23 protein-coding genes and 1 pseudogene are annotated in these 23,011 nt (G+C 75.8%); 20 read left to right on the forward strand and 4 right to left on the reverse strand.

Annotation, left to right across the window (positions count from 1 at the left end):
• Positions 1-22 precede the first annotated feature (22 nt).
• The 5 genes from dxr to ACI789_RS05715 all read left to right on the forward strand — a co-directional run bounded on the left by dxr (position 23) and on the right by ACI789_RS05715 (position 6,708).
• Positions 23-1,219 carry a 1-deoxy-D-xylulose-5-phosphate reductoisomerase gene (gene dxr / locus ACI789_RS05695; protein WP_457007108.1) on the forward strand — a complete coding sequence of 399 codons (1,197 nt, stop codon included), beginning with the start codon at positions 23-25 and terminating at the stop codon, positions 1,217-1,219.
• A gap of 46 nt (positions 1,220-1,265) precedes the next feature.
• On the forward strand, positions 1,266-2,588 hold the full coding sequence (locus ACI789_RS05700) for a M50 family metallopeptidase (protein ID WP_457007134.1): 1,323 nt from the start codon (positions 1,266-1,268) through the stop codon (positions 2,586-2,588).
• Positions 2,589-2,725: 137 nt separating this feature from the next.
• On the forward strand, positions 2,726-3,898 hold the full coding sequence (ispG, locus tag ACI789_RS05705; protein WP_457007109.1) for a flavodoxin-dependent (E)-4-hydroxy-3-methylbut-2-enyl-diphosphate synthase: 1,173 nt from the start codon (positions 2,726-2,728) through the stop codon (positions 3,896-3,898).
• Positions 3,899-3,907: 9 nt separating this feature from the next.
• Positions 3,908-4,759 carry a GNAT family N-acetyltransferase gene (locus ACI789_RS05710; protein WP_457007110.1) on the forward strand — a complete coding sequence of 284 codons (852 nt, stop codon included), beginning with the start codon at positions 3,908-3,910 and terminating at the stop codon, positions 4,757-4,759.
• 53 nt (positions 4,760-4,812) lie between these two features.
• The gene (locus ACI789_RS05715) at positions 4,813-6,708 is read left to right on the forward strand and encodes a penicillin-binding transpeptidase domain-containing protein (protein ID WP_457007111.1); all 1,896 of its coding nucleotides are present in this window, start codon (positions 4,813-4,815) and stop codon (positions 6,706-6,708) included.
• Between the two features lie 10 nt (positions 6,709-6,718).
• Here the strand turns inward: ACI789_RS05715 and ACI789_RS05720 are convergent, their stop codons facing one another.
• Entirely contained in the window at positions 6,719-7,180 is a 462-nt protein-coding gene (locus tag ACI789_RS05720; protein ID WP_457007112.1) for a ferritin-like domain-containing protein, read from the reverse strand.
• Positions 7,181-7,207: 27 nt separating this feature from the next.
• Positions 7,208-7,699, reverse strand: a complete 492-nt coding sequence (locus ACI789_RS05725; RefSeq protein ID WP_457007113.1) for a hypothetical protein — start codon at positions 7,697-7,699, stop codon at positions 7,208-7,210.
• Positions 7,700-7,918: 219 nt separating this feature from the next.
• Here ACI789_RS05725 and rimP point away from each other — a divergent pair, with 219 nt between their 5' ends.
• From rimP to truB, 11 genes and pseudogenes are all read left to right on the forward strand, one after another.
• Positions 7,919-8,500 carry a ribosome maturation factor RimP gene (gene rimP, locus ACI789_RS05730; RefSeq protein ID WP_457007114.1) on the forward strand — a complete coding sequence of 194 codons (582 nt, stop codon included), beginning with the start codon at positions 7,919-7,921 and terminating at the stop codon, positions 8,498-8,500.
• A complete protein-coding gene (gene nusA, locus ACI789_RS05735) occupies positions 8,497-9,636 on the forward strand; it encodes a transcription termination factor NusA (protein WP_457007115.1) in 1,140 nt (379 codons plus the stop codon). Before rimP ends, nusA begins: the two co-directional genes overlap by 4 nt.
• 41 nt (positions 9,637-9,677) lie before the next feature.
• The gene (locus ACI789_RS05740) at positions 9,678-10,022 is read left to right on the forward strand and encodes a YlxR family protein (protein WP_456920862.1); all 345 of its coding nucleotides are present in this window, start codon (positions 9,678-9,680) and stop codon (positions 10,020-10,022) included.
• Positions 10,023-10,108: 86 nt separating this feature from the next.
• Positions 10,109-10,252: pseudogene (locus tag ACI789_RS05745) on the forward strand (translation initiation factor IF-2 N-terminal domain-containing protein); the annotation flags it as partial.
• Between the two features lie 1,032 nt (positions 10,253-11,284).
• Complete coding sequence (gene infB / locus ACI789_RS05750) at positions 11,285-13,117, forward strand: translation initiation factor IF-2 (RefSeq protein WP_456920863.1); 1,833 nt, start codon at positions 11,285-11,287, stop codon at positions 13,115-13,117.
• Between the two features lie 95 nt (positions 13,118-13,212).
• The gene (locus tag ACI789_RS05755; RefSeq protein ID WP_457007116.1) at positions 13,213-13,506 is read left to right on the forward strand and encodes a DUF503 domain-containing protein; all 294 of its coding nucleotides are present in this window, start codon (positions 13,213-13,215) and stop codon (positions 13,504-13,506) included.
• A gap of 120 nt (positions 13,507-13,626) precedes the next feature.
• Positions 13,627-14,130 (forward strand): 30S ribosome-binding factor RbfA, encoded by a 504-nt coding sequence (rbfA, locus tag ACI789_RS05760; RefSeq protein WP_457007117.1) that lies wholly within the window; start codon positions 13,627-13,629, stop codon positions 14,128-14,130.
• Positions 14,127-14,369 (forward strand): hypothetical protein, encoded by a 243-nt coding sequence (locus ACI789_RS05765; RefSeq protein ID WP_457007118.1) that lies wholly within the window; start codon positions 14,127-14,129, stop codon positions 14,367-14,369. The genes rbfA and ACI789_RS05765 overlap by 4 nt, the downstream gene beginning before the upstream one ends.
• Positions 14,366-15,370 (forward strand): DHH family phosphoesterase, encoded by a 1,005-nt coding sequence (locus tag ACI789_RS05770; RefSeq protein ID WP_457007119.1) that lies wholly within the window; start codon positions 14,366-14,368, stop codon positions 15,368-15,370. Before ACI789_RS05765 ends, ACI789_RS05770 begins: the two co-directional genes overlap by 4 nt.
• A 55-nt stretch (positions 15,371-15,425) precedes the next feature.
• A complete protein-coding gene (locus ACI789_RS05775) occupies positions 15,426-16,742 on the forward strand; it encodes an MATE family efflux transporter (RefSeq protein ID WP_457007120.1) in 1,317 nt (438 codons plus the stop codon).
• A complete protein-coding gene (gene truB, locus ACI789_RS05780) occupies positions 16,739-17,653 on the forward strand; it encodes a tRNA pseudouridine(55) synthase TruB (RefSeq protein ID WP_457007121.1) in 915 nt (304 codons plus the stop codon). The genes ACI789_RS05775 and truB overlap by 4 nt, the downstream gene beginning before the upstream one ends.
• A 7-nt stretch (positions 17,654-17,660) precedes the next feature.
• On the opposite strand, the gene ACI789_RS05785 is transcribed toward truB, so the two are convergent.
• Entirely contained in the window at positions 17,661-18,473 is an 813-nt protein-coding gene (locus ACI789_RS05785) for a hypothetical protein (protein WP_457007122.1), read from the reverse strand.
• A gap of 29 nt (positions 18,474-18,502) precedes the next feature.
• Between ACI789_RS05785 and larE the strand changes: the two genes are divergently transcribed.
• A complete protein-coding gene (larE, locus tag ACI789_RS05790; protein ID WP_457007123.1) occupies positions 18,503-19,363 on the forward strand; it encodes an ATP-dependent sacrificial sulfur transferase LarE in 861 nt (286 codons plus the stop codon).
• Here larE and larB read toward each other — a convergent pair.
• Entirely contained in the window at positions 19,354-20,028 is a 675-nt protein-coding gene (gene larB, locus ACI789_RS05795; RefSeq protein ID WP_457007124.1) for a nickel pincer cofactor biosynthesis protein LarB, read from the reverse strand. The genes larE and larB overlap by 10 nt on opposite strands.
• Positions 20,029-20,078: 50 nt before the next feature.
• Between larB and ACI789_RS05800 the strand changes: the two genes are divergently transcribed.
• The 3 genes from ACI789_RS05800 (at position 20,079) to ACI789_RS05810 (ending at position 22,652) form a co-directional block, all read left to right on the forward strand.
• Complete coding sequence (locus ACI789_RS05800; RefSeq protein WP_457007125.1) at positions 20,079-20,408, forward strand: antibiotic biosynthesis monooxygenase family protein; 330 nt, start codon at positions 20,079-20,081, stop codon at positions 20,406-20,408.
• Between the two features lie 117 nt (positions 20,409-20,525).
• Positions 20,526-21,665 (forward strand): branched-chain amino acid aminotransferase, encoded by a 1,140-nt coding sequence (locus ACI789_RS05805; RefSeq protein ID WP_457007126.1) that lies wholly within the window; start codon positions 20,526-20,528, stop codon positions 21,663-21,665.
• 3 nt (positions 21,666-21,668) lie between these two features.
• Complete coding sequence (locus ACI789_RS05810; protein WP_457007127.1) at positions 21,669-22,652, forward strand: bifunctional riboflavin kinase/FAD synthetase; 984 nt, start codon at positions 21,669-21,671, stop codon at positions 22,650-22,652.
• Positions 22,653-23,011: the final 359 nt, after the last annotated feature.

The raw sequence follows: 23,011 nt of genomic DNA on the forward strand, positions 1-23,011 counted from the left end.
CCGGGGCGGGGAGGATGAGCCCGTGAGCGATCTGCGCGAGGTGACCGTGCTCGGGTCCACCGGCTCGATCGGCCGGCAGGCGATCGCCGTGGCCGAGCAGAACCCCGACCGGCTGCGGATCACCGGGCTGGCCGCCGAGGGAGGGGACGTCGGCCTGCTGGCCGAGCAGGCCCTGGCCCTCGGCGTCCGGACCGTCGCGGTCGCCCGCGCGACGGCCGCCCAGGACCTGCAGCTGGCCTTCTACGCCGCCGCCTCGAAGCGGGGCTGGTCGACCGGCCAGTTCGCCGTGCCGGAGATCCTCGCCGGGCCGCGCGCGGCCGAGGAGCTCGCCGCCCGCCCCGCCGACGTCGTGCTCAACGGGATCACCGGCTCCATCGGCCTCGGGCCCACGCTCGCCGCGCTCGGCGCCGGGCGCACCGTCGCGCTGGCCAACAAGGAGTCGCTGGTGGCCGGCGGCGCGCTGGTGACCGCGGCCGCGGCCCCGGGCCAGCTGGTGCCGGTCGACTCCGAGCACTCGGCGCTCGCGCAGTGCCTGCGCGGCGGGCACAGGAGCGAGGTGGCCCGCCTGGTGCTCACCGCCAGCGGCGGGCCGTTCCGCGGCCGCAGCGCCGCCGAGCTGGACGGCGTCACGCCTGAGCAGGCGCTCGCGCACCCGACTTGGACCATGGGCCCGGTCGTCACGATCAACTCCGCGACCCTGGTCAACAAGGGCCTGGAGCTGATCGAGGCGCACCTGCTGTTCGACGTCCCCTACGCCGACGTCGACGTCGTCGTGCACCCGCAGTCGATCGTGCACTCGATGGTGACCTTCGCCGACGGGGCGACCATCGCGCAGGCCAGCCCGCCGGACATGCGCCTGCCCATCGCGCTCGCGCTCGCCTGGCCCGACCGGCTGCCGCACGTGCAGCCGGCCCTGGACTGGTCGACGGCCAGGACCTGGGAGTTCGCCCCCCTGGACGACGAGGCGTTCCCCGCCGTGGCGCTGGCCCGGTCGGCGGGGGAGGCGGGGGGCGTGGTCCCGGCGCTGTACAACGCGGCGAACGAGGAGGCGGTCGCGGCGTTCCTGGCGGGTCGGCTGTCGTTCCGGGGCATCGTCGACCTCGTCGCGCGTACCCTCGACGACGCGCCGGACCTCGGCGCCCCCACCACCGTCGACGACGTCCTGGCGGCGGAGAAGTGGGCCCGGGAGCACGCCCGGGGCGTCATCGCCGGAGGCTGAGCTGAGCGGGTTCCTCCTGACCGTCCTCGGGATCGTCGCGTTCGCGATCGGCCTGCTGTTCTCCATCGGCTTCCACGAGTTCGGCCACTTCTTCTGGGCCCGCAGGTTCGGCATGCGGGTGCCGCAGTTCATGGTCGGCTTCGGTCCGACGGTGTTCTCCCGGCGCCGCGGGGAGACCGAGTACGGCATCAAGGCCGTCCCGCTCGGCGGCTACATCCGGATCGTCGGGATGATCCCGCCGGCCGAGGAGGGCGAGAGCAAGCGCGCCACCCGGATGCGCAGCTTCATCGCCGAGGTGCGCGGCCAGGCACTCAACGACGTCCTGCCCAGTGACGCCGGGCGGGTGTTCTACGCCAAGCCGTGGTGGCAGCGGGTGATCGTCATGTTCGCCGGCCCGTTCCACAACCTGGTGCTCGCGGTGGTCTTCTTCACGATCACGCTGACCGCCATCGGCACCAGCGTGCTGACGACGACGGTGCGCGACGTGCCGGCCTGCGTGCTGCCCGCGGGCGCCGCCAGCGCCACCGCCGAGGACCCCTGCTCGGTGCCGGTCACCGCCGACGGGCAGCTGTGCGAGGCCGGCGCGGACGGGTGCGCGGTGCCGCAGCAGAGCCCCGCGGCCGCCGCGGGCCTGCGGCCGGGCGACACGATCGTCGCGATCGGCGGGCAGCGGCTGGACAGCACCGCCTACGACAGCTGGACGGCGGTGCAGGAGGCGATCCGCAGCCACCCCGGCCAGGAGCTGGCGCTGACCATCGAGCGGGACGGGCAGCAGCGCGACCTCACCGTCACGCCGATCGCCAACACCGTCTACGTCGAGGCCGGCAGCGACGAGACCACGACCGCCGGCTACCTCGGCGTCTCGCCGACCGTGGAGCTGGCCCGCCAGTCCTGGACCGAGGTCCCCGGCTACTTCGGCCAGATCGTCGTGAACTCGGTGGAGCGGCTGGTCGAGATCCCCGAGAAGGTCCCGCAGCTGTTCCGGGCGGCCTTCCTCGGCGAGGAGCGGGACGAGAACGGGCCGATCGGCGTCGTCGGCGTCGGCCGGATCTCCGGCGAGGTCTTCGCCATCCAGGAGTTCTCCGGCGCGGAGAAGATCAGCTTCTTCCTCAGCCTGCTGGCCAGCGTCAACCTGGTGCTGTTCCTGTTCAACCTGCTGCCGATCTACCCCCTGGACGGCGGGCACATCGCGGGAGCCCTCTACGAGCGGGCCCGCGCGGGCGTCGCCCGGCTGCGCGGCCGCCCCGACCCGGGGCCGTTCGACATCGCCCGGCTCATGCCGGTGGCCTACGTCGTGGCGGGGCTGTTCATCGTGCTGTCGGGGCTGCTGCTCGTCGCCGACATCGTCAACCCGATCACCCTGCAGTAGAAGGACCCCCTGCCCCCCACCACTCGCACGCTCGCGGCGGGACCCTGCAGGGGGCCATCCGACCGCTCGCAGGCTCGCGGCGAGCCTCTGGACGGGGCCGACGGCACCGCGCTGCGCAGCGGGCGATACTGGGTGTCATGGCGACCCCCGTCAGTCTCGGCATGCCCGCAGCGCCCCCGCCCGTCCTGGCCCCCCGGCGGAGGACCCGCCAGCTCGACGTCGGCGGCGTGGGCGTCGGCAGCGACTTCCCCGTCAGCGTGCAGTCGATGACGACGACCAAGACCGCCGACATCAACGCGACGCTCCAGCAGATCGCCGAGCTCACCGCCGCCGGGTGCCAGATCGTGCGGGTCGCCGTGCCGGACACCGACGACGCCGAGGCGCTGCCGGCGATCGCCGCGAAGTCGCAGATCCCGGTCATCGCCGACATCCACTTCCAGCCGCGCTACGTCTTCGCCGCGATCGACGCCGGCTGTGCCGCCGTGCGGGTGAACCCGGGCAACATCAAGAAGTTCGACGACCGGGTCGGCGAGATAGCCAAGGCGGCCAAGGACGCCGGCATCCCCATCCGGATCGGGGTCAACGCCGGCTCCCTCGACAAGCGGCTGCTGGCCAAGTACGGCAAGGCCACCCCGGAGGCGCTGGTCGAGTCGGCGCTGTGGGAGTGCTCACTGTTCGAGGAGCACGACTTCCGCGACATCAAGATCTCGGTCAAGCACAACGACCCGGTGGTCATGGTCCGGGCCTACGAACTGCTGGCCGCCCGCTGCGACTACCCGCTGCACCTGGGGGTCACCGAGGCCGGGCCCGCCTTCCAGGGCACGATCAAGTCCGCCGTCGCCTTCGGCGCCCTGCTCAGCAAGGGCATCGGCGACACCATCCGCGTCTCCCTGTCGGCCCCGCCGGTGGAGGAGGTCAAGGTCGGCACCCAGATCCTCGAGTCGCTCAACCTGCGCCAGCGGGGGCTGGAGATCGTCAGCTGCCCGTCCTGCGGCCGGGCCCAGGTCGACGTCTACCGGCTGGCCAACGAGGTCACCGCCGGCCTCGACGGGCTGGAGGTGCCGCTGCGGGTGGCCGTCATGGGCTGCGTCGTCAACGGTCCGGGGGAGGCCCGCGAGGCCGACCTCGGGGTCGCCTCCGGCAACGGCAAGGGGCAGATCTTCGTCAGGGGCGAGGTCATCAAGACCGTGCCCGAGTCGCAGATCGTCGAGACGCTCATCGAGGAGGCCATGCGCCTGGCCGCCGAGATGCCGGCCGGCGAGCAGGCCGACGGCGGCGTCCCCGCGGGTCCCGTCGTCACCGTCGGCTGACCGACGCAGGTGCTGCGCACCCCGACCGCCCGGGTCCTCGACGAGACCGACGAGCCGGCCGTCCGCCACCTGCTGGCGACCGAGCCGGTGGCCGCGTGCGTGATCGCCGGGCGGGTGGAGGTCGCCGGCACCGCGGCCCGGGCGCTGGGCGCTCCGCTGTGGGGCTTCGGCTCGGGGCGCTCACTGGACGCGGTGTGCCTCGCCGGGGCCAACCTGATCCCCTTCGCCCTGCCCGGCGCCGAGCGGGCCGCGGCGGCCGCCTTCGCCGAGCGCGCCCGGCGGGCCGGCCGGCGCTGCTCGACGATCGTCGGGCCGGCCGCCTCCGTCGACCCGCTGTGGGAGCTGCTGGAGCCCTCCTGGGGGCCGGCCCGCGACCACCGGCCCCGGCAGCCCCTCCTGGCCATCGAGGGGCCGCCCGCGGTGGCACCCGAGCCCCGGGTGCGGCCGGTGCGCCCCGCGGAGCTGGAGGTGCTGCTGCCCGCCGCCGTGGCGATGTTCACCGAGGAGGTCGGGGTCAGCCCGCTGCGGGTCGACGGCGGCGCCGGGTACCGCGCGCGGGTCGCCGACCTGGTCCGCGCCGGGCAGTCGCTGGCCTGGATCGAGGACGGCGAGGTCTGGTTCAAGGCCGAGATCGGCGCCGTCTCGCGGACGGTCTGCCAGATCCAGGGCGTCTGGGTGGCCCCCGCCCACCGGGGGCGCGGCATCGGCACCGCCGGCACCGCCGCGGTCGTGGAGTACGCCCGCACCGCGATCGCCCCGGTGGTCAGCCTCTACGTCAACGACTACAATGCGCCGGCCCGCGCGGCGTACGCGCGGGTGGGGTTCCGCGAGGTCGGGCAGTACGCCAGCGTCCTGTTCTGAGCCGCCGTGCCGCTGACAGGTGTCGGCGGTGCCATCTGGAACGCTGTCCTCCCGTGCGTACTCGTCGCGGAGCCGTCCTGGGAACCACGCTGACGCTGCTGGCCGTGCCGGTGCTGGCGGCCTGCTCGGGGAACGCCGAGGACGACGTCCGGGCCGCCGCCGAGGCCTTCCTCGAGGACTGGGCCGGCGGGGACACCGCGGCCGCCGCCGGCGCCACCACCGACCCCGACGCGGCCGGCGCCCTGCTCGAGCAGACCGCCGCGGACCTGCCCGACGCCACCCTCACCCCTGAGCTGGGCGCGGTCACCGTCGAGGACGGCACCGCCACGGTCGACTGGACGGCCACCTGGGGCCTCGCCGCCGCCCCCGACTGGAGCTACCCGGCGACCCTCACGCTGCGCGAGGCCGACGAGGGCTGGGACGTCGTCGCCGAGCCGGCGCTGGTCCACCCGGAGCTGGCCGAGGGGCAGCACCTGGTTCTCCAGCGCGAGCTGCCCGAGCGGGCGGCGATCACCGACGCGGACGGCCGGCCGCTGTTCACCCCGACCGAGGTGGTCAACGTCGGGGTCGACCCGGCGCAGGTCACCGACCTGCCCGCCCTGGCCGCGGCGCTGTCGGCGGCCACGGGCATCGCCGCCGAGGAGATCACCGCCGACGTCCAGGCCGCGCAGCCGGGCCAGTTCGTCCCGGTGATCACCCTGCGCCGCCCGGACTTCGAGGCCATCCGCGGCCAGGTCTTCGACCTCCCCGGTGCGGTGTTCCCGACCGAGACCCGGCTGCTGGCCCCCAGCTCGCGGTTCGCGGCCGCGCTGCTGGGGCGGGTCGGCCCGGCGACCGCCGAGGTGCTGGAGGAGACGGCGCAGGACGGCGTCCCGGCCTACGCGGCGGGGGACCAGCTGGGGCTCTCCGGCCTGCAGCGCGCCTTCCAGGAGCAGCTGACCGGCACGCCGGGCTTCTCCGTCACCGTGGCCAGCACCGACGAGAGCACCGGCGACTCCGGGCGGGAGATCGACTCGGTCGACCCCGTCCCCGGCGCGCCGGTGCAGACGCCGCTGGTGCCGGCGGTCCAGACCGCCGCGGACGCCGCCGTCGCGGGGCAGCCCCTGCCCACCCACCTGGTCGTCGTCCGGCCGGGCACCGGCGAGATCCTGGCCGTGTCCTCCAACGAGGCGGCCGCCGCGGGCAACGCGCTGGCCGGGCAGTTCCCGCCCGGGTCGAGCATGAAGACGATCACCGCCACCGCGCTGCTGTCGACCGGGCAGCTGACCCCGCAGGCGCCGGTGGCCTGCCCGGGGACGTTCGTCGTCGACGGCCGGGAGTTCGAGAACCAGGACCAGTTCGACCTCGGCACGGTGCCCTTCACCCAGGCGTTCGCGAAGTCCTGCAACACCACCTTCATGGAGCAGGCGCTGCAGCTGCCCGACGACGCCCTGGCCACCGCGGCCGCCTCGTACGGGGTGGGTACCGACTGGCAGCTGCCGGTCGACGTCTTCAGCGGCAGCGTCCCGGCCGACAGCACCGGGACGACGAAGGCAGCCGACGCCATCGGTCAGGGCCAGGTGCTCATGAGCCCCGCGCAGCTGGCCCTGGTCGCCGCGGGCGTGGCGAGCGGCACCCCGGCGGTGCCCGTGGAGGTCGTCGGCGCCGAACCGGCCGGTCCCGCCCCGGCCGGCCCCGACGCCGCGGTGCTCGACGCGCTGCGCCCGATGATGCGCGAGGTCGTGCTGTCGGGGACCGCCACCGCCCTGGGCGACCGCGGCGAGGTGTACGGCAAGACCGGCACCGCCGAGTTCGGCAGCAACACCCCGCCGGACGCGCACGGCTGGTTCATGGGCTACCAGCTGGGCGGACCGCGGGGCGACATCGCCTTCGCCGTCCTGGTGGAGGGCGGCCAGTCCAGCAGCGCCGCCGTCGGCGTGACCGACGCCTTCCTGGGCGGGCTCGGCTAGGTCCGGCCGGTCAGCCTTCGGGCAGCCCCGGGAAGGGGGAGGTCAGCGGCGTCCGGCCGGCCGGGCCGCGCCAGCCGACCGCCCGCACCTCCGCGGCCCCGAGCTCGTCGGCGGCCATCCGCCGCACCGAGGACTGCACGGCCTGGTCGAGCACCCGCACCCAGGCCCGGGCGACGCCGTCCTCGAGGACGACCGCGAGCGCCGCGGCGTCGACCTCGGACAGGACCGGGAACGGCAGCGCGTAGCCCGCCTGCGCCGGGACGGGCTCGTCCCCGCGGTCCTCCAGCAGCGCCGCCAGCCGGTCGCGGACGTCGCGGTGGGCGTTCTCCGAGTCGGTCGCCTGGCCCCGCGACTCCGGCGGCAGGCCCGCACCGACCGTGCCGTACCCCCAGACGGCGGCGTGCTCGGCGGCCAGCGCCTCGCGCAGCGCGGTGGTCTCGGTGCCCTCGTCGAGGACGCCGTCGTCAGCCATGTGTCGTCCCCCTCGGGTGGACGCCGGTCACGCCAGGGCCGCCTCGTGGCCCCGCAGCCCGGCGGCGATCGAGCCCAGCAGCGCCGCCGGCGCGCCGCTCTGGTCGGCGCTCGCGTCGGCGTGCGAGCCGGCCGCGGCGGCCACCTGCTCGCGCAACCAGCCCCGGACGTCGGCGCCCGGCGGCGGCGTGGCGCCGGCGGGGGAGGAGGAGGCGGCGGCCGAGGACGTCGACGACGGCGCCGCGGCGCGCAGCCGGACCAGCTGCCGGCCGGCTTGCGCGGCGAGCTCGCCGATCTCGCCGGCGAGCGCCGTGTCCGCGGCGCCGGCCGCGGCGTAGGCGGCGACGACCGCTTCCTGGACGGCGACCTGCGCGGCGAGCCGGTCGGCCTGCCGGCGGTCCACCGCAGGGTCGTCCGACCCGCCGGTGCACCCCGCGACGGCCAGCGCCAGGCCCGCCGAGCCCACCAGGAAGGCGCGCCGGGAGAGGCCCAGGGGGGCGGGGGGAGGCGACGGGGACATCGGCTCCATCCTCTCAGGGCGGGGGAGGCGGCCGCGGCAGCACCGGTGGGCGGGTCTGGCCCGGCGCCGGGTCTCGGGGTCTGCCGCCGGGCGGTAACCTGGCCCTTCGCCCGGTACCGGGCTTCGACGGCGTGCCCGCCGCCGCCCGCGCGAGCACCCCACCGGGAGGCGGGTCTGCCGCGCCGGTGCGCCGACCGAGCCAGGAGAGGGAGGGAGCCCGTGTCCGCCGCTTCCCGCACCACCCCCGTCGCCACACGGCTGGCCGGGCTGATCGGGCCGGTCGTCGACGCCGCCGGGTACGACCTGGAGGAGCTGGTGGTCACCCCCGCCGGACGGCGCAGCGTCGTCCGCGTCGTGGTCGACCGCGACGAGGGGATCACCCTCGACGACATCGCCGAGGTGAGCCGGGGCATCTCGGAGGCCCTCGACCAGCACGACGGCGAGTTCGGCAGCGCGCCCTACGTGCTGGAGGTGACCAGCCCCGGGGTCGACCGGCCGCTCACCGAGGAGCGGCACTGGCGGCGCAACACCGGCCGGCTGGTCGCGGTGGGCGTCGGCCCGCAGGGGGCCGTCGAGCAGGTCACCGCCCGCGTCCTCGCGGTCGACGGCGACGGCGTCTCCCTCGCGGTCGAGGCGAAGGGCAAGCCGGGGGCGAAGAAGCGGCCGCCGACCCAGCGGCACGTGCCGTGGCGGGAGCTGGGTACCGGGCGGGTGCAGGTGGAGTTCGGCCGGCCCGACCCGCAGGCCGAGACGGACGCGCAGCCGGATCCCGCGGACGACGACGACGGAGGAGGACAGTGAACATCGACGTGACCGCCCTGAAGGCGGTCGAGCGGGAGAAGGGCATCCCGGCCGACACCGTCATCGAGGCGATCGAGACGGCGCTGGTGACGGCCTACCGGCACGCCGACGGCGCGGCCAAGCACGTGCGCGTGCACGTGGACCGCAAGAGCGGCGAGGTCGCGGTGCTGGCCCAGGAGCTCGGGCCCGACGGCGAGGTCGTCCGGGAGTGGGACGACACCCCCAGCGACTTCGGCCGGATCGCGGCCAGCACTGCCAAGCAGGTCATCGTGCAGCGGCTGCGCGACGCCGAGCACGAGCAGACCTTCGGCGAGTACGCCGGCAAGGAGGGCGACATCGTCAGCGGCATCGTGCAGGCGCACGACCGCCGCAACGTGCAGGGCACGGTGCTCATCGACATCGGCAAGGTGGAGGCGGTCCTGCCGCCCGCCGAGCAGGTGCCCGGCGAGAGCTATCCGCACGGCAGCCGCGTCAAGGCCTACGTGGTGTCGGTGGCCCGCACCTTCCGCGGCCCCCAGGTCACCGTCTCGCGCACCCACCCCAACCTGGTCCGCAAGCTGTTCGCCCTGGAGGTCCCCGAGATCGCCGACGGCAGCGTCGAGATCGTCGCCGTGGCCCGTGAGGCCGGGCACCGCTCCAAGATCGCCGTCCGCACCAAGGTGCCCGGGCTCAACGCCAAGGGCGCCTGCATCGGCCCCATGGGCCAGCGGGTGCGCAACGTGATGAGCGAGCTGCACGGCGAGAAGATCGACATCGTCGACTGGTCCGACGACCCCGCGACGTTCGTCGCCTCCGCGCTGAGCCCGGCCCGGGTGAACAGCGCCCGCGTCGTCGACCCGCACGCGAAGGCCGTCCGCGTCGTGGTGCCCGACTTCCAGCTGTCGCTGGCCATCGGCAAGGAGGGGCAGAACGCCCGCCTGGCCGCCCGGCTGACCGGCTGCCGGATCGACATCCGCAGCGACGCGCAGCCCGACGACGACGCCGCGCCCTCGCCCGGGGAGGGCCGGGCACCGCTGCGCTCGGGTGCCCCGGCCGGGCGGCCCGGCGGGCGTCCCGGTGGGGCGGGAGGCGGATCACGTCCCGGACGGGTGGGCAACTCCCGGAGTGCGGAACACCCGGGGCCCGCCGCGCGCTAGAGTGCAGGGTGGCCGAAACGTCGATCCCGGTGCGCACCTGTGTGGGCTGCCGGAAGCGCGCTCCGGTCACCGACCTGTTGCGCGTCGTCGTCGCGGGCGGGGCCCTCGTCCCCGATCCGCGTCGGAGGCTCCCCGGGCGGGGAGCGTCACTGCACCCCACACCGGAGTGCCTGCGCGCAGCGGAACGACGCCGGGCCTTCGTCCGGGCACTGCGCTGCAGCAGCCCGGTGGAGGCCGGTCCGCTCCGGGTCCACGTCCTCGGTCCGCCGTCCGCGGCGCCGCCGGGAGCGGAGCCGCGGCGGGCGGGAGAACGAACGACAACCGCAACAACACAGACGGACCGGCAACCGGCCGGTCCGCAGTCGAGTCAGGACGTCGTCGGATGAGCAAGCCGTGAAGTCCCCACGATGACCATGCAGTACTGACGACGAGGTCGAGCGGGCCAGCCGCCGGCCTCACCAAGAGGAGATCCGTGCCAGGCAAAGCCCGCGTACACGAACTCGCCAAGGAGTTCGGTGTCGACAGCAAGACCGTGCTCGCGAAGCTCAAGGAGCAGGGCGAGTTCGTGAAGTCCGCGTCCTCCACCGTCGAGGCCCCCGTGGCCCGGCGGCTCCGTGAGGCCCTCGGTGCCGCCGGCAACGGCGGCGCCTCGGCGGCTCCGGCCGCTCGTCCCAGCGCTCCCGCCGCCCCGGCGCCCGCGGCTCCCGCCGCCCCGGCCCCGGTGGCTCCGGCCGCGCAGGCCCCCGCCGCCCCGGCCCGGCCGGCCCCCGCGCCCGCACCGCAGGCGCCGGGGACGCGTGCCCCGGGTGGTCCCACCCCCGGCCCGCGTCCGACGGCCGCCCGTCCGGGCGCCTCGGTGCCCGGCCCGCGGCCGACCGCGCCGGCCCCCGCCGCGCCCGAGGCTCCGGCCGCGCCGGCGGCTCCGGCCGCCTCCGCGCCGACCCAGCAGCCGCCCGCGGCCCCCAGTGGTCCGCGGCCCGGCCCCGCTGCGCCCCGTCCGGCTGCCGCCGGTGGGGCGGCTCCGGGTGCGCCGCGGCCCGGCGGCCCGCGGCCCGGTCCCCGTCCGGCCCCGCGGCCGGGCAACAACCCGTTCAGCAGCGCGCCGCGCCCGGCGCCCTCCGGTGGTGCGCCGCGCCCCGGTGCGGGTCCCCGGCCCGGTGCCGGCGGTCCCCGTCCGGGTCCCGGTGCCGGTGGTCCGCGTCCGGCGGCCGGTCCCGGCGGTCCCCGTCCGGGTCCCGGTGCCGGCGGTCCGCGTCCGGCCGCCGGTCCCGGCGGTCCCCGTCCGGCTGCGGGCCCCGGTGGCCCGCGCCCGAACCCGGGCATGATGCCGCAACGTCCGAGCCCCGGCATGATGCCGCCGCGGCCGGCCGGTGCCGGCCGTCCCGGTCCCGGCGGCGCCGGCGGCCGTGGTCGTCCCGGCGGCGGTCCCGGTGGCGGGGGCGGCGGTTTCCGTCCCGGTGGCGGCGGTGGTGGCGGCGGCGGCGCGCCCGCCGGCGGCGGTTTCCGTCCCGGTGGTGGCGGCGGTGGCCGTGGCCGCGGCCGTGGTGGCTCCGGTGCCGGCACCGCGGGTGCCTTCGGCCGTCCCGGCGGGCGTGGCCCCGTCCGCGGTCGCAAGAGCAAGAAGCAGCGGCGCCAGGAGTTCGACCAGATGGCGGCGCCCAGCATGGGCGGCGTCAGCCTGCCGCGGGGCAACGGGCAGGTCGTCCGTCTCCCGCGCGGTGCCTCGCTGACCGACCTCGCCGAGAAGATCGGCGCCCAGCCGGCCGCGCTGGTCACCGCCCTGTTCCACCTGGGCGAGATGGTCACCGCGACCCAGTCGGTCAACGACGAGACGCTGCAGCTGCTCGGCGCCGAGATCGGCTGGAACATCCAGGTGGTCAGCCCCGAGGACGAGGACCGCGAGCTCCTCGAGACCTTCGACCTCACCTTCGGCGACGAGGGTGACGAGGAGGACTGGGAGGCCCGTCCGCCGGTGGTGACCGTCATGGGTCACGTCGACCACGGCAAGACGAAGCTGCTGGACGCCATCCGCAACACCAACGTGGTGGCGCGGGAGGCCGGCGGCATCACCCAGCACATCGGCGCCTACCAGATCGTCAGCGAGCTGGAGGGCGAGGAGCGGCCGATCACCTTCATCGACACCCCGGGTCACGAGTCGTTCACCGCGATGCGTGCCCGTGGCGCGAAGGTGACCGACATCGTCGTCCTGGTCGTCGCGGCCGACGACGGCGTCATGCCGCAGACGGTCGAGGCGCTCAACCACGCCCAGGCCGCCGACGTGCCGATCGTGGTCGCGGTCAACAAGATCGACAAGGAGGGGGCCAACCCCGCCAAGATCCGCCAGCAGCTCACCGAGTACGGGCTGGTGGCCGAGGAGTACGGCGGCGACACGATGTTCGTCGACGTCTCCGCGACCACCCGCCAGGGGCTCGACGACCTGCTCGCGGCGATCCTGCTGACCGCCGACGCCTCGCTGGACCTGCGCGCCAACACGCAGATGGACCCGCAGGGCGTGGTCATCGAGGGCAAGCTGGACAAGGGCCGCGGCCCGGTCGCGACCGTCCTGGTCCAGCGCGGCACCCTCAAGACCGGCGACTCGATCGTGGCCGGCGACGCCTACGGGCGCGTCCGGTCGCTGCTGGACGAGTACGGCAACAAGCTCAAGGAGGCCCTGCCGGCCCGTCCGGTGCAGGTCGTCGGGCTCACGTCGGTGCCGCGCGCGGGTGACACCTTCCTCGTCGTCGAGGAGGACCGGGTGGCCCGGCAGATCGCCGACCGCCGCCAGGCCCGCATCCGCAACGCGCAGAACGCGCAGATGCGCAAGCGGATCAGCCTGGAGGACCTCGACGCGGCGCTCAAGGAGAACCGCCAGCTCAACCTCATCATCAAGGGCGACAACTCGGGCACCGTCGAGGCTCTCGAGGAAGCGCTGATGAAGATCGAGGTGAGCGACGACGTCTCGCTGCGGGTCATCCACCGCGGCGTCGGCTCGATCACCAAGAGCGACATCGACCTGGCGCTGGCCGACGACGTCATCGTCCTGGGCTTCAACGTCCGGGCCGAGGGTCAGGCCACCGAGCTCGCCAACCGCGAGGGCATCGACGTCCGGTACTACTCGGTCATCTACCAGGCGATCGAGGAGATCGAGGCGGCCCTCAAGGGCATGCTCAAGCCGGAGTACGAGGAGGTCCAGCTCGGCACGGCGGAGGTCCGCGAGGTCTTCCGGGTGCCGAAGATCGGCAACGTCGCGGGCTCGATCGTCCGCAGCGGCACGATCAACCGGAACTCCAAGGCCCGGCTGGTCCGCGACGGCGTGGTCATCGCCGACAACCTCACCGTCGAGTCGCTCCGCCGCTTCAAGGACGACGTGACCGAGGTCCGCGAGGGCTACGAGTGCGGTATCGGTCTCGGGTCGTTCAACGACATCAAGGTCGAGGACGTCGTCGAGACCTTCGAGATGCGCGAGAAGCCGCGCGCGTAACGCGGGCCGGTGATGGCCCCTGCAGGAGGGCACTCGACCCTCCTGCAGGGGCCCGGCGCGAGCGGGCGAGCCTGAGGGGCAGGAGGGTCCTTCGAGTGTTCACCGGCGCGCTGACCGCCGACCTGCTGCTGGGCGACGTCCACTCGCTCAAGGGCAAGCGCGCCGTCGTCCGGCCGATCGTGGCCGAGCTGCGGCGCCGGTTCGCCGTGGCCGCGGCCGAGGTCGGCGACCAGGACCTGCACCGCCGCGTGCAGGTGGGCGTGGCCACGGTCGCAGCCGACGCCGCCCAGGTGACCGACGTGCTCGACGCCTGCGAGCGGTTGCTGGCCGAGCGACCGGAGGTGACGCTGCTGTCGACGCACCGGCAGCTGTTCTCCGACACGGACTGAGAGAGGGCCTCCCTCCTCCCCACCACTCGCAGGCTCGCGGTGGGCCCCTGGAGGGAGGCCATCCGCGCCGTGTCCGATCCGCGTCCCGTTTCGGCGGGGCGCCCTGCACCAGGAGGTCCGATGGCCGATCCGGCCCGCGCCCGCAAGCTCGCGGTGCGCATCCGACAGATCGTCTCCGCAGCGATCGAGACGCAGATCAAGGACCCCCGGCTGGGCATGGTCACCGTCACCGACGCCCGGGTGACCAGCGACCTGCGCGAGGCGACGGTGTTCTACACGGTCTTCGGCGACGCCACCCAGGTCGAGGACTCCGCGAAGGCGCTGGCCTCGGCTACCGGCGTGCTGCGCTCCACGGTCGGCAAGCAGACCGGCATCAAGTTCGTGCCCACGCTGACCTTCGTCGCCGACCACGTCCCGGACACCGCCCGCGAGCTGGACGCGGCGCTGGAGCGGGTCCGGCACGCCGACGCCGAGCTCGCCCGGATCCGGGAGGGCGCCACCTACGCCGGGGAGGCCGACCCGTACCGCCGTCCCACCGAGGACGACGAGGACGAGGACACGGCCGAGCCCGGGACTGCCGATGAGGTCGCCGAGGCCCCGACCCGGACGAGGAGCTCGCTGTGAGTGAGAACGACCCCGACCCGCACCTGCCCGACGAGGGCCAGGGCCGCTCCGTGCTGGGCGGCCGTCCCGAGCCGGACGCCGGCGACCCCACCCAGGGCGGCAAGACCGGCGAGATCGGCGACGCGCCGAGCATCGCCAGCGACGAGCCGGACGACGGGACCCAGTTCCCGGTGGGTGGTGGCGACGTCTCCGAGGAGGAGAACGCCCCGCCGGTGGCCGACCCCGGCCCGGACGCATGACGGTCACCTTCCCGAAGGGCACCGACCTGACCGGCCCCGCGGCCGCCGTCCTGGCCGAGGCCGCCGACGCCCGGGCCACCGTGGTGATCTCCGGCCACGTGCAGCCCGACGCCGACGCGCTCGGCAGCACGCTGGCCCTCGCCGACGCGCTGCGCCGCCGCGGGGCCCGGGTGCTGGCCACCTTCCCGGCCCCGTTCGTCCTGCCGGCGTCCCTGGCCTGGCTGCCCGGCGCCGAGGGCCTGGTGCCCTCCGACGCCGTCCCCGGCTCGCCGGACGTGTTCGTCAGCCTGGACGCCGCCTCCCCGGGCCGGCTGGGCGAGCTGGCCCCACTGCTCGAGCGGGCGACGACCTCCGTGGTGGTCGACCACCACGCGAGCAACCCGGGCTTCGGGGACGTCCGGGTGATCGACCCCGGCGCGCCGGCGACCGTCGCCCTGGTCGCCGACCTGCTCGACGGGCTGGGGGTGGCGCTCGACGAGCGCCTGGCCACCTGCCTGTACGCGGGGCTGGCCGCCGACACCGGGTCCTTCCGGTTCGGCAACACCCGTCCCGACACCCACGACCTCGCCGCCCGGCTGCTGGCGACCGGCATCGACCACGCGCTGATCAGCCAGCGGCTGTTCGACACCGCGCCGTTCGGCTGGCTCGGCCTGCTCTCGGTGGTCACCGGCCGCGCGGTGCTCGAGCCGGAGGTCGGCGCCGGCCTGGTGTGGACCTGGTCGAGCACCGCCGAGGCCGCCGAGCACGGCCTGCCGGGGGAGCAGCTGGAGGCGCTGGTCGACGTCGTCCGCTCCACCGCGGAGGCCGACGTGGCCTGCGTGCTCAAGGGGCAGGACGACGGCTCGTGGTCGGTGTCGCTGCGCTCCCGGGGCGCCACCGACGTCGCCCGCGTGGCGATGGCGCTCGGCGGTGGCGGCCACCGCGCCGCGGCCGGCCTCACCTCCTACGAGGACCGCGAGACGACGATCGCCCGCATCCGGACCCTGCTCCAGGCGACGTGACCCGTGATCATGGCGCCGTGACCGCGTGTGCCTCCGCGGACGTGGTCCCGACGCCATGATCGCCGCGGACCGGTCGAAGGCTCCCGGTGTCCTCGCCCTGGCGGCGCCGGCGCTGGTCGTGCTGGCCGCGGAGCCGCTGTACCTGCTCGTCGACACCGCGGTCGTGGGCAACCTCGGCACGGTGGCGCTGGGCGGGCTCGCCGTCGGCGGGGGGCTGCTGGCCTGGGCCGCCGCGCTGCTGAACTTCCTCGCCTACGGCACCACCGCCCGCGCCGCCCGGCGGGCCGGCGCGGGGGACCGCACCGGCGCGGTCGGGGAGGGCGTGCAGGCGACCTGGCTGGCGCTGGCCCTCGGCCTGGCGGTGCTGGCGCTGTTCCAGCTGCTGGCCGGCCCGCTGACCCGCGCCCTGGCCGGGGGCGCCGGACCGGTCGCCGACGCGGGGGAGACCTGGCTGCGGATCGCCTCCCTCGGCGCGCCGCTGCTGCTGGTCTCGCTCGCGGGCAACGGCTGGCTGCGCGGCGTGCAGGAGCTGCGCCGGCCGATGCACTACGTCCTCGCCGGGAGCCTGCTCAGCCTGGTCCTCTGCCCGCTGCTGGTGCACTCGGTCGGCCTCGGGCTGGCCGGGTCGGCGATCGCCAACGTGGCCGGACAGGCGCTGTCGGCGGCGCTGTTCGTCCGGGCGCTGCTGCGCGAGGGAGTGCCCTGGCGGCCCCGCCCGCGCGCCATCCGCGCGCAGATGGTGATCGGCCGCGACCTGCTGCTGCGCGCCGCCGTCCTGCAGCTCGCCTTCCTCACCGCCACCGGCGTCGTCGCCCGAGCCGGCACCGCGGAGCTGGCCGCACACCAGATCGCCCTGCAGCTGTTCCTCTTCCTCGCCCTGGTGCTCGACGCCTACGCCATCGCCGCCCAGACCCTCGTCGGCCAGGCCCTCGGCGCCGGTCGCCCCGACGACGCCCGCGCCACCGCCCGCCGCGTGACGCTCTGGGGCCTGGGCACCGGCGTCGTCGTGGGGGTGCTCCTCGTCGCCGTGCGACCGGTCGTGCTGCCGCTGTTCACCGACGACCCCGCGGTGGTCGGGCAGGCCACCGTCGCCTGGCTGTTCCTGGCCGGCATGCAGCCGCTGGCCGGCGTCGTCTTCGCCCTCGACGGCGTGCTCATGGGCGCCGGCGACGTGGGCTACCTGCGCACGGTCACCATCGGGTCGGCCCTCGTCGGCTTCATCCCGCTGTCGCTGCTCGCCGTCCCGCTGGGCTGGGGGCTGGCCGGCGTGTGGACCGGCCTCACCCTGTTCATCGCCCTGCGCCTGGTCGCGGTCCTGGTGCGGGTGGCGGGGAACCGCTGGCTGGAGGCGCCTGAGACGGTGACGGCGTGAGCAGACGCAAGGACGCCGACGTCGCACCCGGCCTGCTGCTGGTCGACAAGCCCGCCGGGATGACCTCCCACGACGTCGTCGCCCGTGCCCGCCGGGCGCTGTCGGTCCGCCGGGTGGGGCACGCCGGGACCCTCGACCCGATGGCGACCGGGCTGCTCGTGCTGGGCGTCGGGTCGGCCACCCGGCTGCTCGGCCACGTCGGCGGGCACGACAAGACCTACGAGGCGACGATCCGCCTCGGACAGTCCACCGTCACCGACGACCGCGAGGGCGACGTGCTCACCACGACGTCGGCGGCGCACCTGGACGACGCCGCGGTCCGCGCCGCCCTGGCCGCGCAGACCGGGCCGCTGCAGCAGGTGCCCTCCTCGGTGAGCGCGGTCAAGGTCGCCGGGCGCCGCTCCTACGACCGGGTGCGCGCCGGCGAGGAGGTGGTGCTCGAGCCGCGGGCGGTCACCGTGCACCGGCTCGACGTCCACCGGGTCGCCCGGCCCACCCCCGACCTCGTCGACGCCGACGTGACGGTCGTCTGCACCGCCGGCACCTACATCCGCGCGATCGCCCGCGACGCGGGGGCCGCCCTGGGCGTCGGAGGCCACCTCACCGCGCTGCGCCGCACCGCGTCGGGACCCTTCGACGTCGCCCGTGCGGCCGCTGTGGAGGACGCCGCCGCCGCGCTGGTCGCGGGCGGCGGCCCGGGCGTGCTGCTCCTGACCGAGGCCGCCCGCGCCGCCTTCCCGGAGCGGCCGCTGACCGCCGAGGAGGCCCGGGCGCTGACCTTCGGGCAGCGGATCGCCGCCACCGGCACCCCCGGCCTGCACGCCGCGGTGGACGGCGAGGGCCGGCTGGTCGCCCTGGTCGAGGACGCCGGCCCCACCGCCCGCGTCGCCGTGGGCTTTCCGCCGGGCTGAGGCGCCGTCAGCCCGGGGCCCGCGTCGGCGACCTCACGAGCAGGACCACCCCGGCGAGGGTGAGCGCCCACCCTCCGGCCAGCACGAGGGCCCAGCCCGGCCTGACCCGGTCGCCCAGCAGCACCAGGCCGACCAGCCCGGGCGCGACCACCTCCGTGACGGCGAGGACGCCGACGACCGTGTCCACCCGGCCCTGCCGCATCGCCCGCGCGAGGAGCACCGTGCCCGTGGCGCCCAGCACGAGGACGGCGTAGGCCAGCGGCTCGGCGAGCAGGTCCCGCACCGAGCTCCACACCGACGAGGCGACGTGCAGCGCCCGCACGCAGAGGGCGACCGCGCCGAACGCGATCCCCGCGAGCACCGTCATCAGCACCGGCCGGTTCCCGCGCAGCACCACCGGCAGCGCCGCCAGCAGGGCCGCGGTCGTCCCGAGCAGCACCGGCACGGCCGCGGCCGGGAGACGGTCGACCCGCCCGGGCGCCGCGCTCGCGGCGACGAGCACCAGGCCGGTGACCACGGCGACCACCGCGGCCCGTTCCCGCCGCCCCAGCCGGCGCGGGTCCCCGCCGCGGGCGGCCACGGGGGTCACCGCGACCGTCCCGGCGAGCACCGACTGCACGGCGAAGACCGGCAGCACCCGCAGCGCCACGACCGACAGCAGCCAGCCCAGGCCGTCGAGGGCCAGCCCGGCCAGGTAGCGCGGCTGGCGCCACACGGGGGCGCCGGTCCGCGCGCGGTGCGTGCCCGCGGCCTCCAGCAGGGACGCCGCGCTGTTGGCCAGCATCGCCGCGACCGCCGCGAGCAGTGCCAGCGCGGTCATCGCACCCCCTCTGTGGCAGCCTCGGCCCCATGGCCGGAGCCATCCCACCGCACCCGCAGCTCGACGAGCGGCTCGCGGCCCTCGACGCGCTGCTCCGGCCGTTGCCCGGCGTCGTCGTGGCCTTCTCCGGCGGTGTCGACTCCGGGACGCTGCTGGCCGCCGCCGTGCGGGCGCTCGGGCCGGCGCGGGTGGTCGCCGCGACCGCCGTCTCGCCGAGCCTGCCCGCCGCCGAGCGGGAGGGGGCGGTCGCGTTCGCGGCCTCCCTCGGCGTGCGGCACGAGCTGCCCCGCACCGACGAGCTGGCGCGGGAGGGCTACCGCGCCAACGGCGGGGACCGCTGCGCCTTCTGCAAGACCGAGCTGGTCGACGTCCTCGTGCCGCTGGCCGCCCGGCTGGGCGTGGCCGACGTGGTCACCGGCACCAACGCCGACGACCTGCGGGCGGGCTTCCGCCCCGGCATCCGGGCGGCGGCCGAGCGGGGCGCCTGGGCGCCGCTGGCCCGGGCCGGCCTGACCAAGGACGACGTCCGCGCGGCGGCCCGGCGCTGGGGGCTGTCCCTGGCCGACAAGCCCGCGGCGGCGTGCCTGGCCAGCCGGATCGCCTACGGCGTGCCGGTGTCGGCCGAGGGGCTGGCCCGCGTGGAGTCGGCCGAGACGGCACTGCGGGCCGCGCTGGCCGCCGCCGGGCTCGCCGTGCGCGACCTGCGGGTCCGCGACCTGGGGGAGGACGTGGCGCGGGTGGAGGTCGACGCCGACGCCGTCCCCTCGCTCACCGCCCGACCGGACGTGCTCGCCGCGGTGACCGGGTTCCACCGGGTGGAGGTCGACCCCCGCGGGTTCCGGTCCGGATCGATGAACGAGCTGCTGCCCGACCCTGTCCGCTACCGCTGAGCCGACCGGACGATCCGCGCGGCGGCCACCCCGGCGCCGAAGCCGTTGTCGATGTTGACCACCAGCACGCCCGGCGCGCAGGCGGTGAGCATGGTCAGCAGGGCGGCCAGCCCCTCGAAGGCCGCGCCATAGCCCACCGACGTCGGCACCGCCACCACCAGCCGGTCGGTCAGCCCCGCGACGACGCTGGGCAGCGCGCCGTCCATGCCGGCGACGACGACCACCGCGTCGGCCGCGGCGACGTCCGGGGCCACGGCCAGCACCCGGTGCACGCCGGCCACGCCGACGTCGTCGACGCGGCGGCAACCCACCCCGCACGCGGCCAGGGTCGCGGCCACCTCGGCGGCCACCGGCCCGTCCGACGTGCCGGCGGTGAGCACGAGGACCTGCCCGACCGGGGGCGGCAGCTCCCCGACGACGGCGGTCCGCGCCTCGGGATCGACGGCGGCGTCGGGCCACCGGTCCCGCACGGCGCGGGCGGTGGCGTCGTCCACCCGGGTCGCCCACGCCATGGCCGCGCCCCCGTCGAGCAGGGCCGCCAGGCAGGCCACCGTCTGCTGCGGTGTCTTGCCGGCGGCGTAGACGACCTCGGGGGTCCCGGTCCGGGCGGCGCGGTCGAGGTCGAGCCGGGCGAAGCCCAGGTCGGCGGTGCGGTGCTGGTCCACGCGGCCAGCATGGGGGATTGACCGTCCGCCGCGCCGGGAAGGGGGAGCGCATGAGCGTCGTGAAGATCAACGCGATCAGCGTGCCCAAGGACAAGCAGGAGCGCTTCGAGGAGCGCTTCCGCGGCCGGGCCGGAGCCGTCGAGGACACCCCCGGCTTCGAGTGGTTCGAGCTGCTGCGGCCGCAGGAGGGCACCGACCAGTACCTGGTCTACACGCGGTGGAGCAGCGAGGAGGCCTACCGGGACTGGGAGTCCGGTCAGGACTTCGCCCGAGCGCACTCCGGGGGCGGCTCGGACCTGGCACCGGCCGCAGCGGACTCCTCGCACCTGTGGAGCTACGAGGTCATCGAGTCGGCCGGACCCAAGGCGGGCCAGGCCTGAGCGCGGCGGGGCCGGGGACGTCGTCGTCGGCCCCCCGTGGCGCGGGGCTAGGGTGAGCGGGCGGGTCCGGCGGCCGCCGGGCCCCTCTGTGTCCCTGCACGCCGCAAGGTGGGAGCCATGACCGACACGCTCGCCGACAGCCGTACCTCCTCCCGCATGTTCACCGACGGCGTGCCGGTGGTCGTGGAGGACGTGCGGCGGCGCCCGGCGGCCGAGCGCGCGGAGCTCCTGGCCGAGCCCGGCTTCGGCCGGTACTTCACCGACTCGATGTTCGTCGCCCGCTGGCGTGCGGGGCAGGGCTGGTACGACGCCCGGCTCACCGCCTACGCGCCCCTGCAGATGGACCCGGCCACGGCCGCGCTGCACTACGCCCAGTCGATCTTCGAGGGGCTCAAGGCCTACGCCCAGCCCGACGGCAGCGTCGCCACGTTCCGCCCCGAGGCCAACGCCGCCCGGTTCGTCCGGGGCGCCAAGCGGCTGGCCATGCCGCCGGTGCCGGAGGAGGCCTTCCTCGCCGCCGTCGACGCGCTCGTCGACGCCGACCGCGACTGGGTGCCCACCGGGCCGGACCAGACGCTCTACCTGCGCCCGTACCAGCTGGCGACCGAGCCGTTCCTGGGTGTGCGGCCGGCGCACGAGTACATGTTCCTGGTGATCGCCAGCCCGGCCGGCGCCTACTTCCCGCGCGGGGTCCACCCCGTGTCGGTCTACCTCTCCGAGGACTACATCCGCGCCGCTCCCGGCGGCACCGGCGACGTCAAGTGCGCCGGCAACTACGCCGCCAGCCTGCTGGCGCAGGAGCAGGCGATCGATGCCGGCTGCGACCAGGTCGTGTGGCTCGACGCGGTGGAGAAGCGATACGTCGAGGAGATGGGCGGGATGAACCTGTTCTTCGTCCTCGGTGAGGGGGACGACGCCGAGCTCGTCACCCCGGAGCTGACCGGCACGCTGCTGCCCGGCATCACCCGCGACTCGCTGATCACCGTCGCCCGGGAGATGGGGCACCGCGTCAGCGAGCGCCGGTTCAGCGTCGACGAGTGGCGCTCCGGGGTCGCCGACGGCACGGTCACCGAGACCTTCGCCTGCGGCACCGCGGCCGTCATCACGCCGGTCGGTGAGGTGAAGGCCCGCACCGGTGACTTCACCGTCGGCGACGGCAAGCCCGGCCCGGTGACGATGAAGCTGCGCGAGCACCTGCTCGACGTCCAGCACGGCCGGGTGCCCGACACCCACGGCTGGCTGCACCGGGTCGCCTGACCCGTGCTCCGGTGGCGGGGGCTGGAGGCCACCCCGGGTGACCTCGGTCGCACGGTGGTCACCATCGGGATGTACGACGGCGTCCACCGCGGGCACCAGCTGCTGATCGGCACCGCGGTCTCGCGCGCCCGGGTCATGGGCCGGCCGTGCCTGCTGGTCACCTTCGACCCCCACCCGTCGGAGGTCGTGCGTCCCGGCTCGCACCCGGCGATCCTCACGTCGATGGACCGCAGGGCCGAGCTGGTGGCCGGCCTCGGCGTGGACGCCATGTGCGTGCTGCCGTTCACCCCGGAGTTCATGCGGCTGTCGCCGGAGTCGTTCACGCACACGGTGCTCGTCGAGCACCTGCACGTCGCCTCGGTGGTCGTGGGGGAGAACTTCACCTACGGCCACCGGGCGGCGGGCACGATCACGACCCTCGCCCAGGAGGGACGGCGGTTCGGCTTCACGGTGGAGGGCGTGCCGCTGGCCAACGTCACGATGTCGCCCGGCGCCGGCGCCGACGCGGGCAGCGAGGAGATCACCATCTCCTCGACCTACATCCGCGCCTGCGTCGCGGCCGGGGACATGGTCTCGGCGGCCCGCGCGCTGGGGCGCCCGCACCGCGTCGAGGGGGTCGTCGTCCGGGGCGACCGGCGCGGCCGGGACCTGGGCTACCCGACGGCGAACGTGGAGTCCCCGCCCTACACCGCCATCCCCGCCGACGGGGTGTACGCCGGGTCGCTGGTGATCCGGGACCCCCGCAGCGGCGCGACCCTGAGCAGCTCGCCGGCGGCCATCTCGGTGGGTACCAACCCGACCTTCCAGGGCACCCGCCGCACCGTCGAGGCCTACCTGCTCGACTTCGAGGGCGACCTCTACGGCGAGCACGTCGGCGTGGAGTTCGTCCAGCGGCTCCGCCCGATGATGGCGTTCGCCGACGTCGGCGAGCTGATCGCGGCCATGGACCGCGACGTCGCCCGCACCCGCGAGGTCCTGGGGCTCTGACATCGCGGTCCTCCGGACCGCATCGCGGCCAGCGGCCGTCCCCCAGGTCTGCTGAGCCCCAGATTCCCGTCCCTGCTCGGGGGAGCCTCCGGCCCCCCGCTCCCAGGGACCGCACCGCGGCCAGCGGCCGTCCCCCAGGTCTGCTGAGCCCCAGATTCCCGTCCCTGCTCGGGGGAGCCTCCGGCCCCCCGCTCCCAGGGACCGCACCGCGGCCAGCGGCCGTCCCCCAGATGGGCCGAGCCCACCCGGCCCCTGGTCGGGGACCCTTCGGGCCCCGCTCCTCACGGCCACCGCTCCCAGGGACCGCACCGCGGCCAGCGGCCGTCCAGTGCACCCACGGTCACCGAGGATTCCTCGCT

It is taken from the genome of Geodermatophilus sp. SYSU D00965, from assembly GCF_054050075.1.

Coding starts and splice junctions, on each gene's coding strand:
- ispG (WP_457007109.1), top strand. CDS start 2,726: ATGGCGACCCCCGTCAGTCTCGGCATGCCCGCAGCGCCCCCGCCCGTC.
- ACI789_RS05720 (WP_457007112.1), bottom strand. CDS start 7,180: ATGGCTGACGACGGCGTCCTCGACGAGGGCACCGAGACCACCGCGCTG.
- ACI789_RS05725 (WP_457007113.1), bottom strand. CDS start 7,699: ATGTCCCCGTCGCCTCCCCCCGCCCCCCTGGGCCTCTCCCGGCGCGCC.
- infB (WP_456920863.1), top strand. CDS start 11,285: ATGGCGGCGCCCAGCATGGGCGGCGTCAGCCTGCCGCGGGGCAACGGG.
- rbfA (WP_457007117.1), top strand. CDS start 13,627: ATGGCCGATCCGGCCCGCGCCCGCAAGCTCGCGGTGCGCATCCGACAG.
- ACI789_RS05770 (WP_457007119.1), top strand. CDS start 14,366: ATGACGGTCACCTTCCCGAAGGGCACCGACCTGACCGGCCCCGCGGCC.
- ACI789_RS05775 (WP_457007120.1), top strand. CDS start 15,426: ATGATCGCCGCGGACCGGTCGAAGGCTCCCGGTGTCCTCGCCCTGGCG.
- ACI789_RS05785 (WP_457007122.1), bottom strand. CDS start 18,473: ATGACCGCGCTGGCACTGCTCGCGGCGGTCGCGGCGATGCTGGCCAAC.
- larE (WP_457007123.1), top strand. CDS start 18,503: ATGGCCGGAGCCATCCCACCGCACCCGCAGCTCGACGAGCGGCTCGCG.
- ACI789_RS05800 (WP_457007125.1), top strand. CDS start 20,079: ATGAGCGTCGTGAAGATCAACGCGATCAGCGTGCCCAAGGACAAGCAG.
- ACI789_RS05805 (WP_457007126.1), top strand. CDS start 20,526: ATGACCGACACGCTCGCCGACAGCCGTACCTCCTCCCGCATGTTCACC.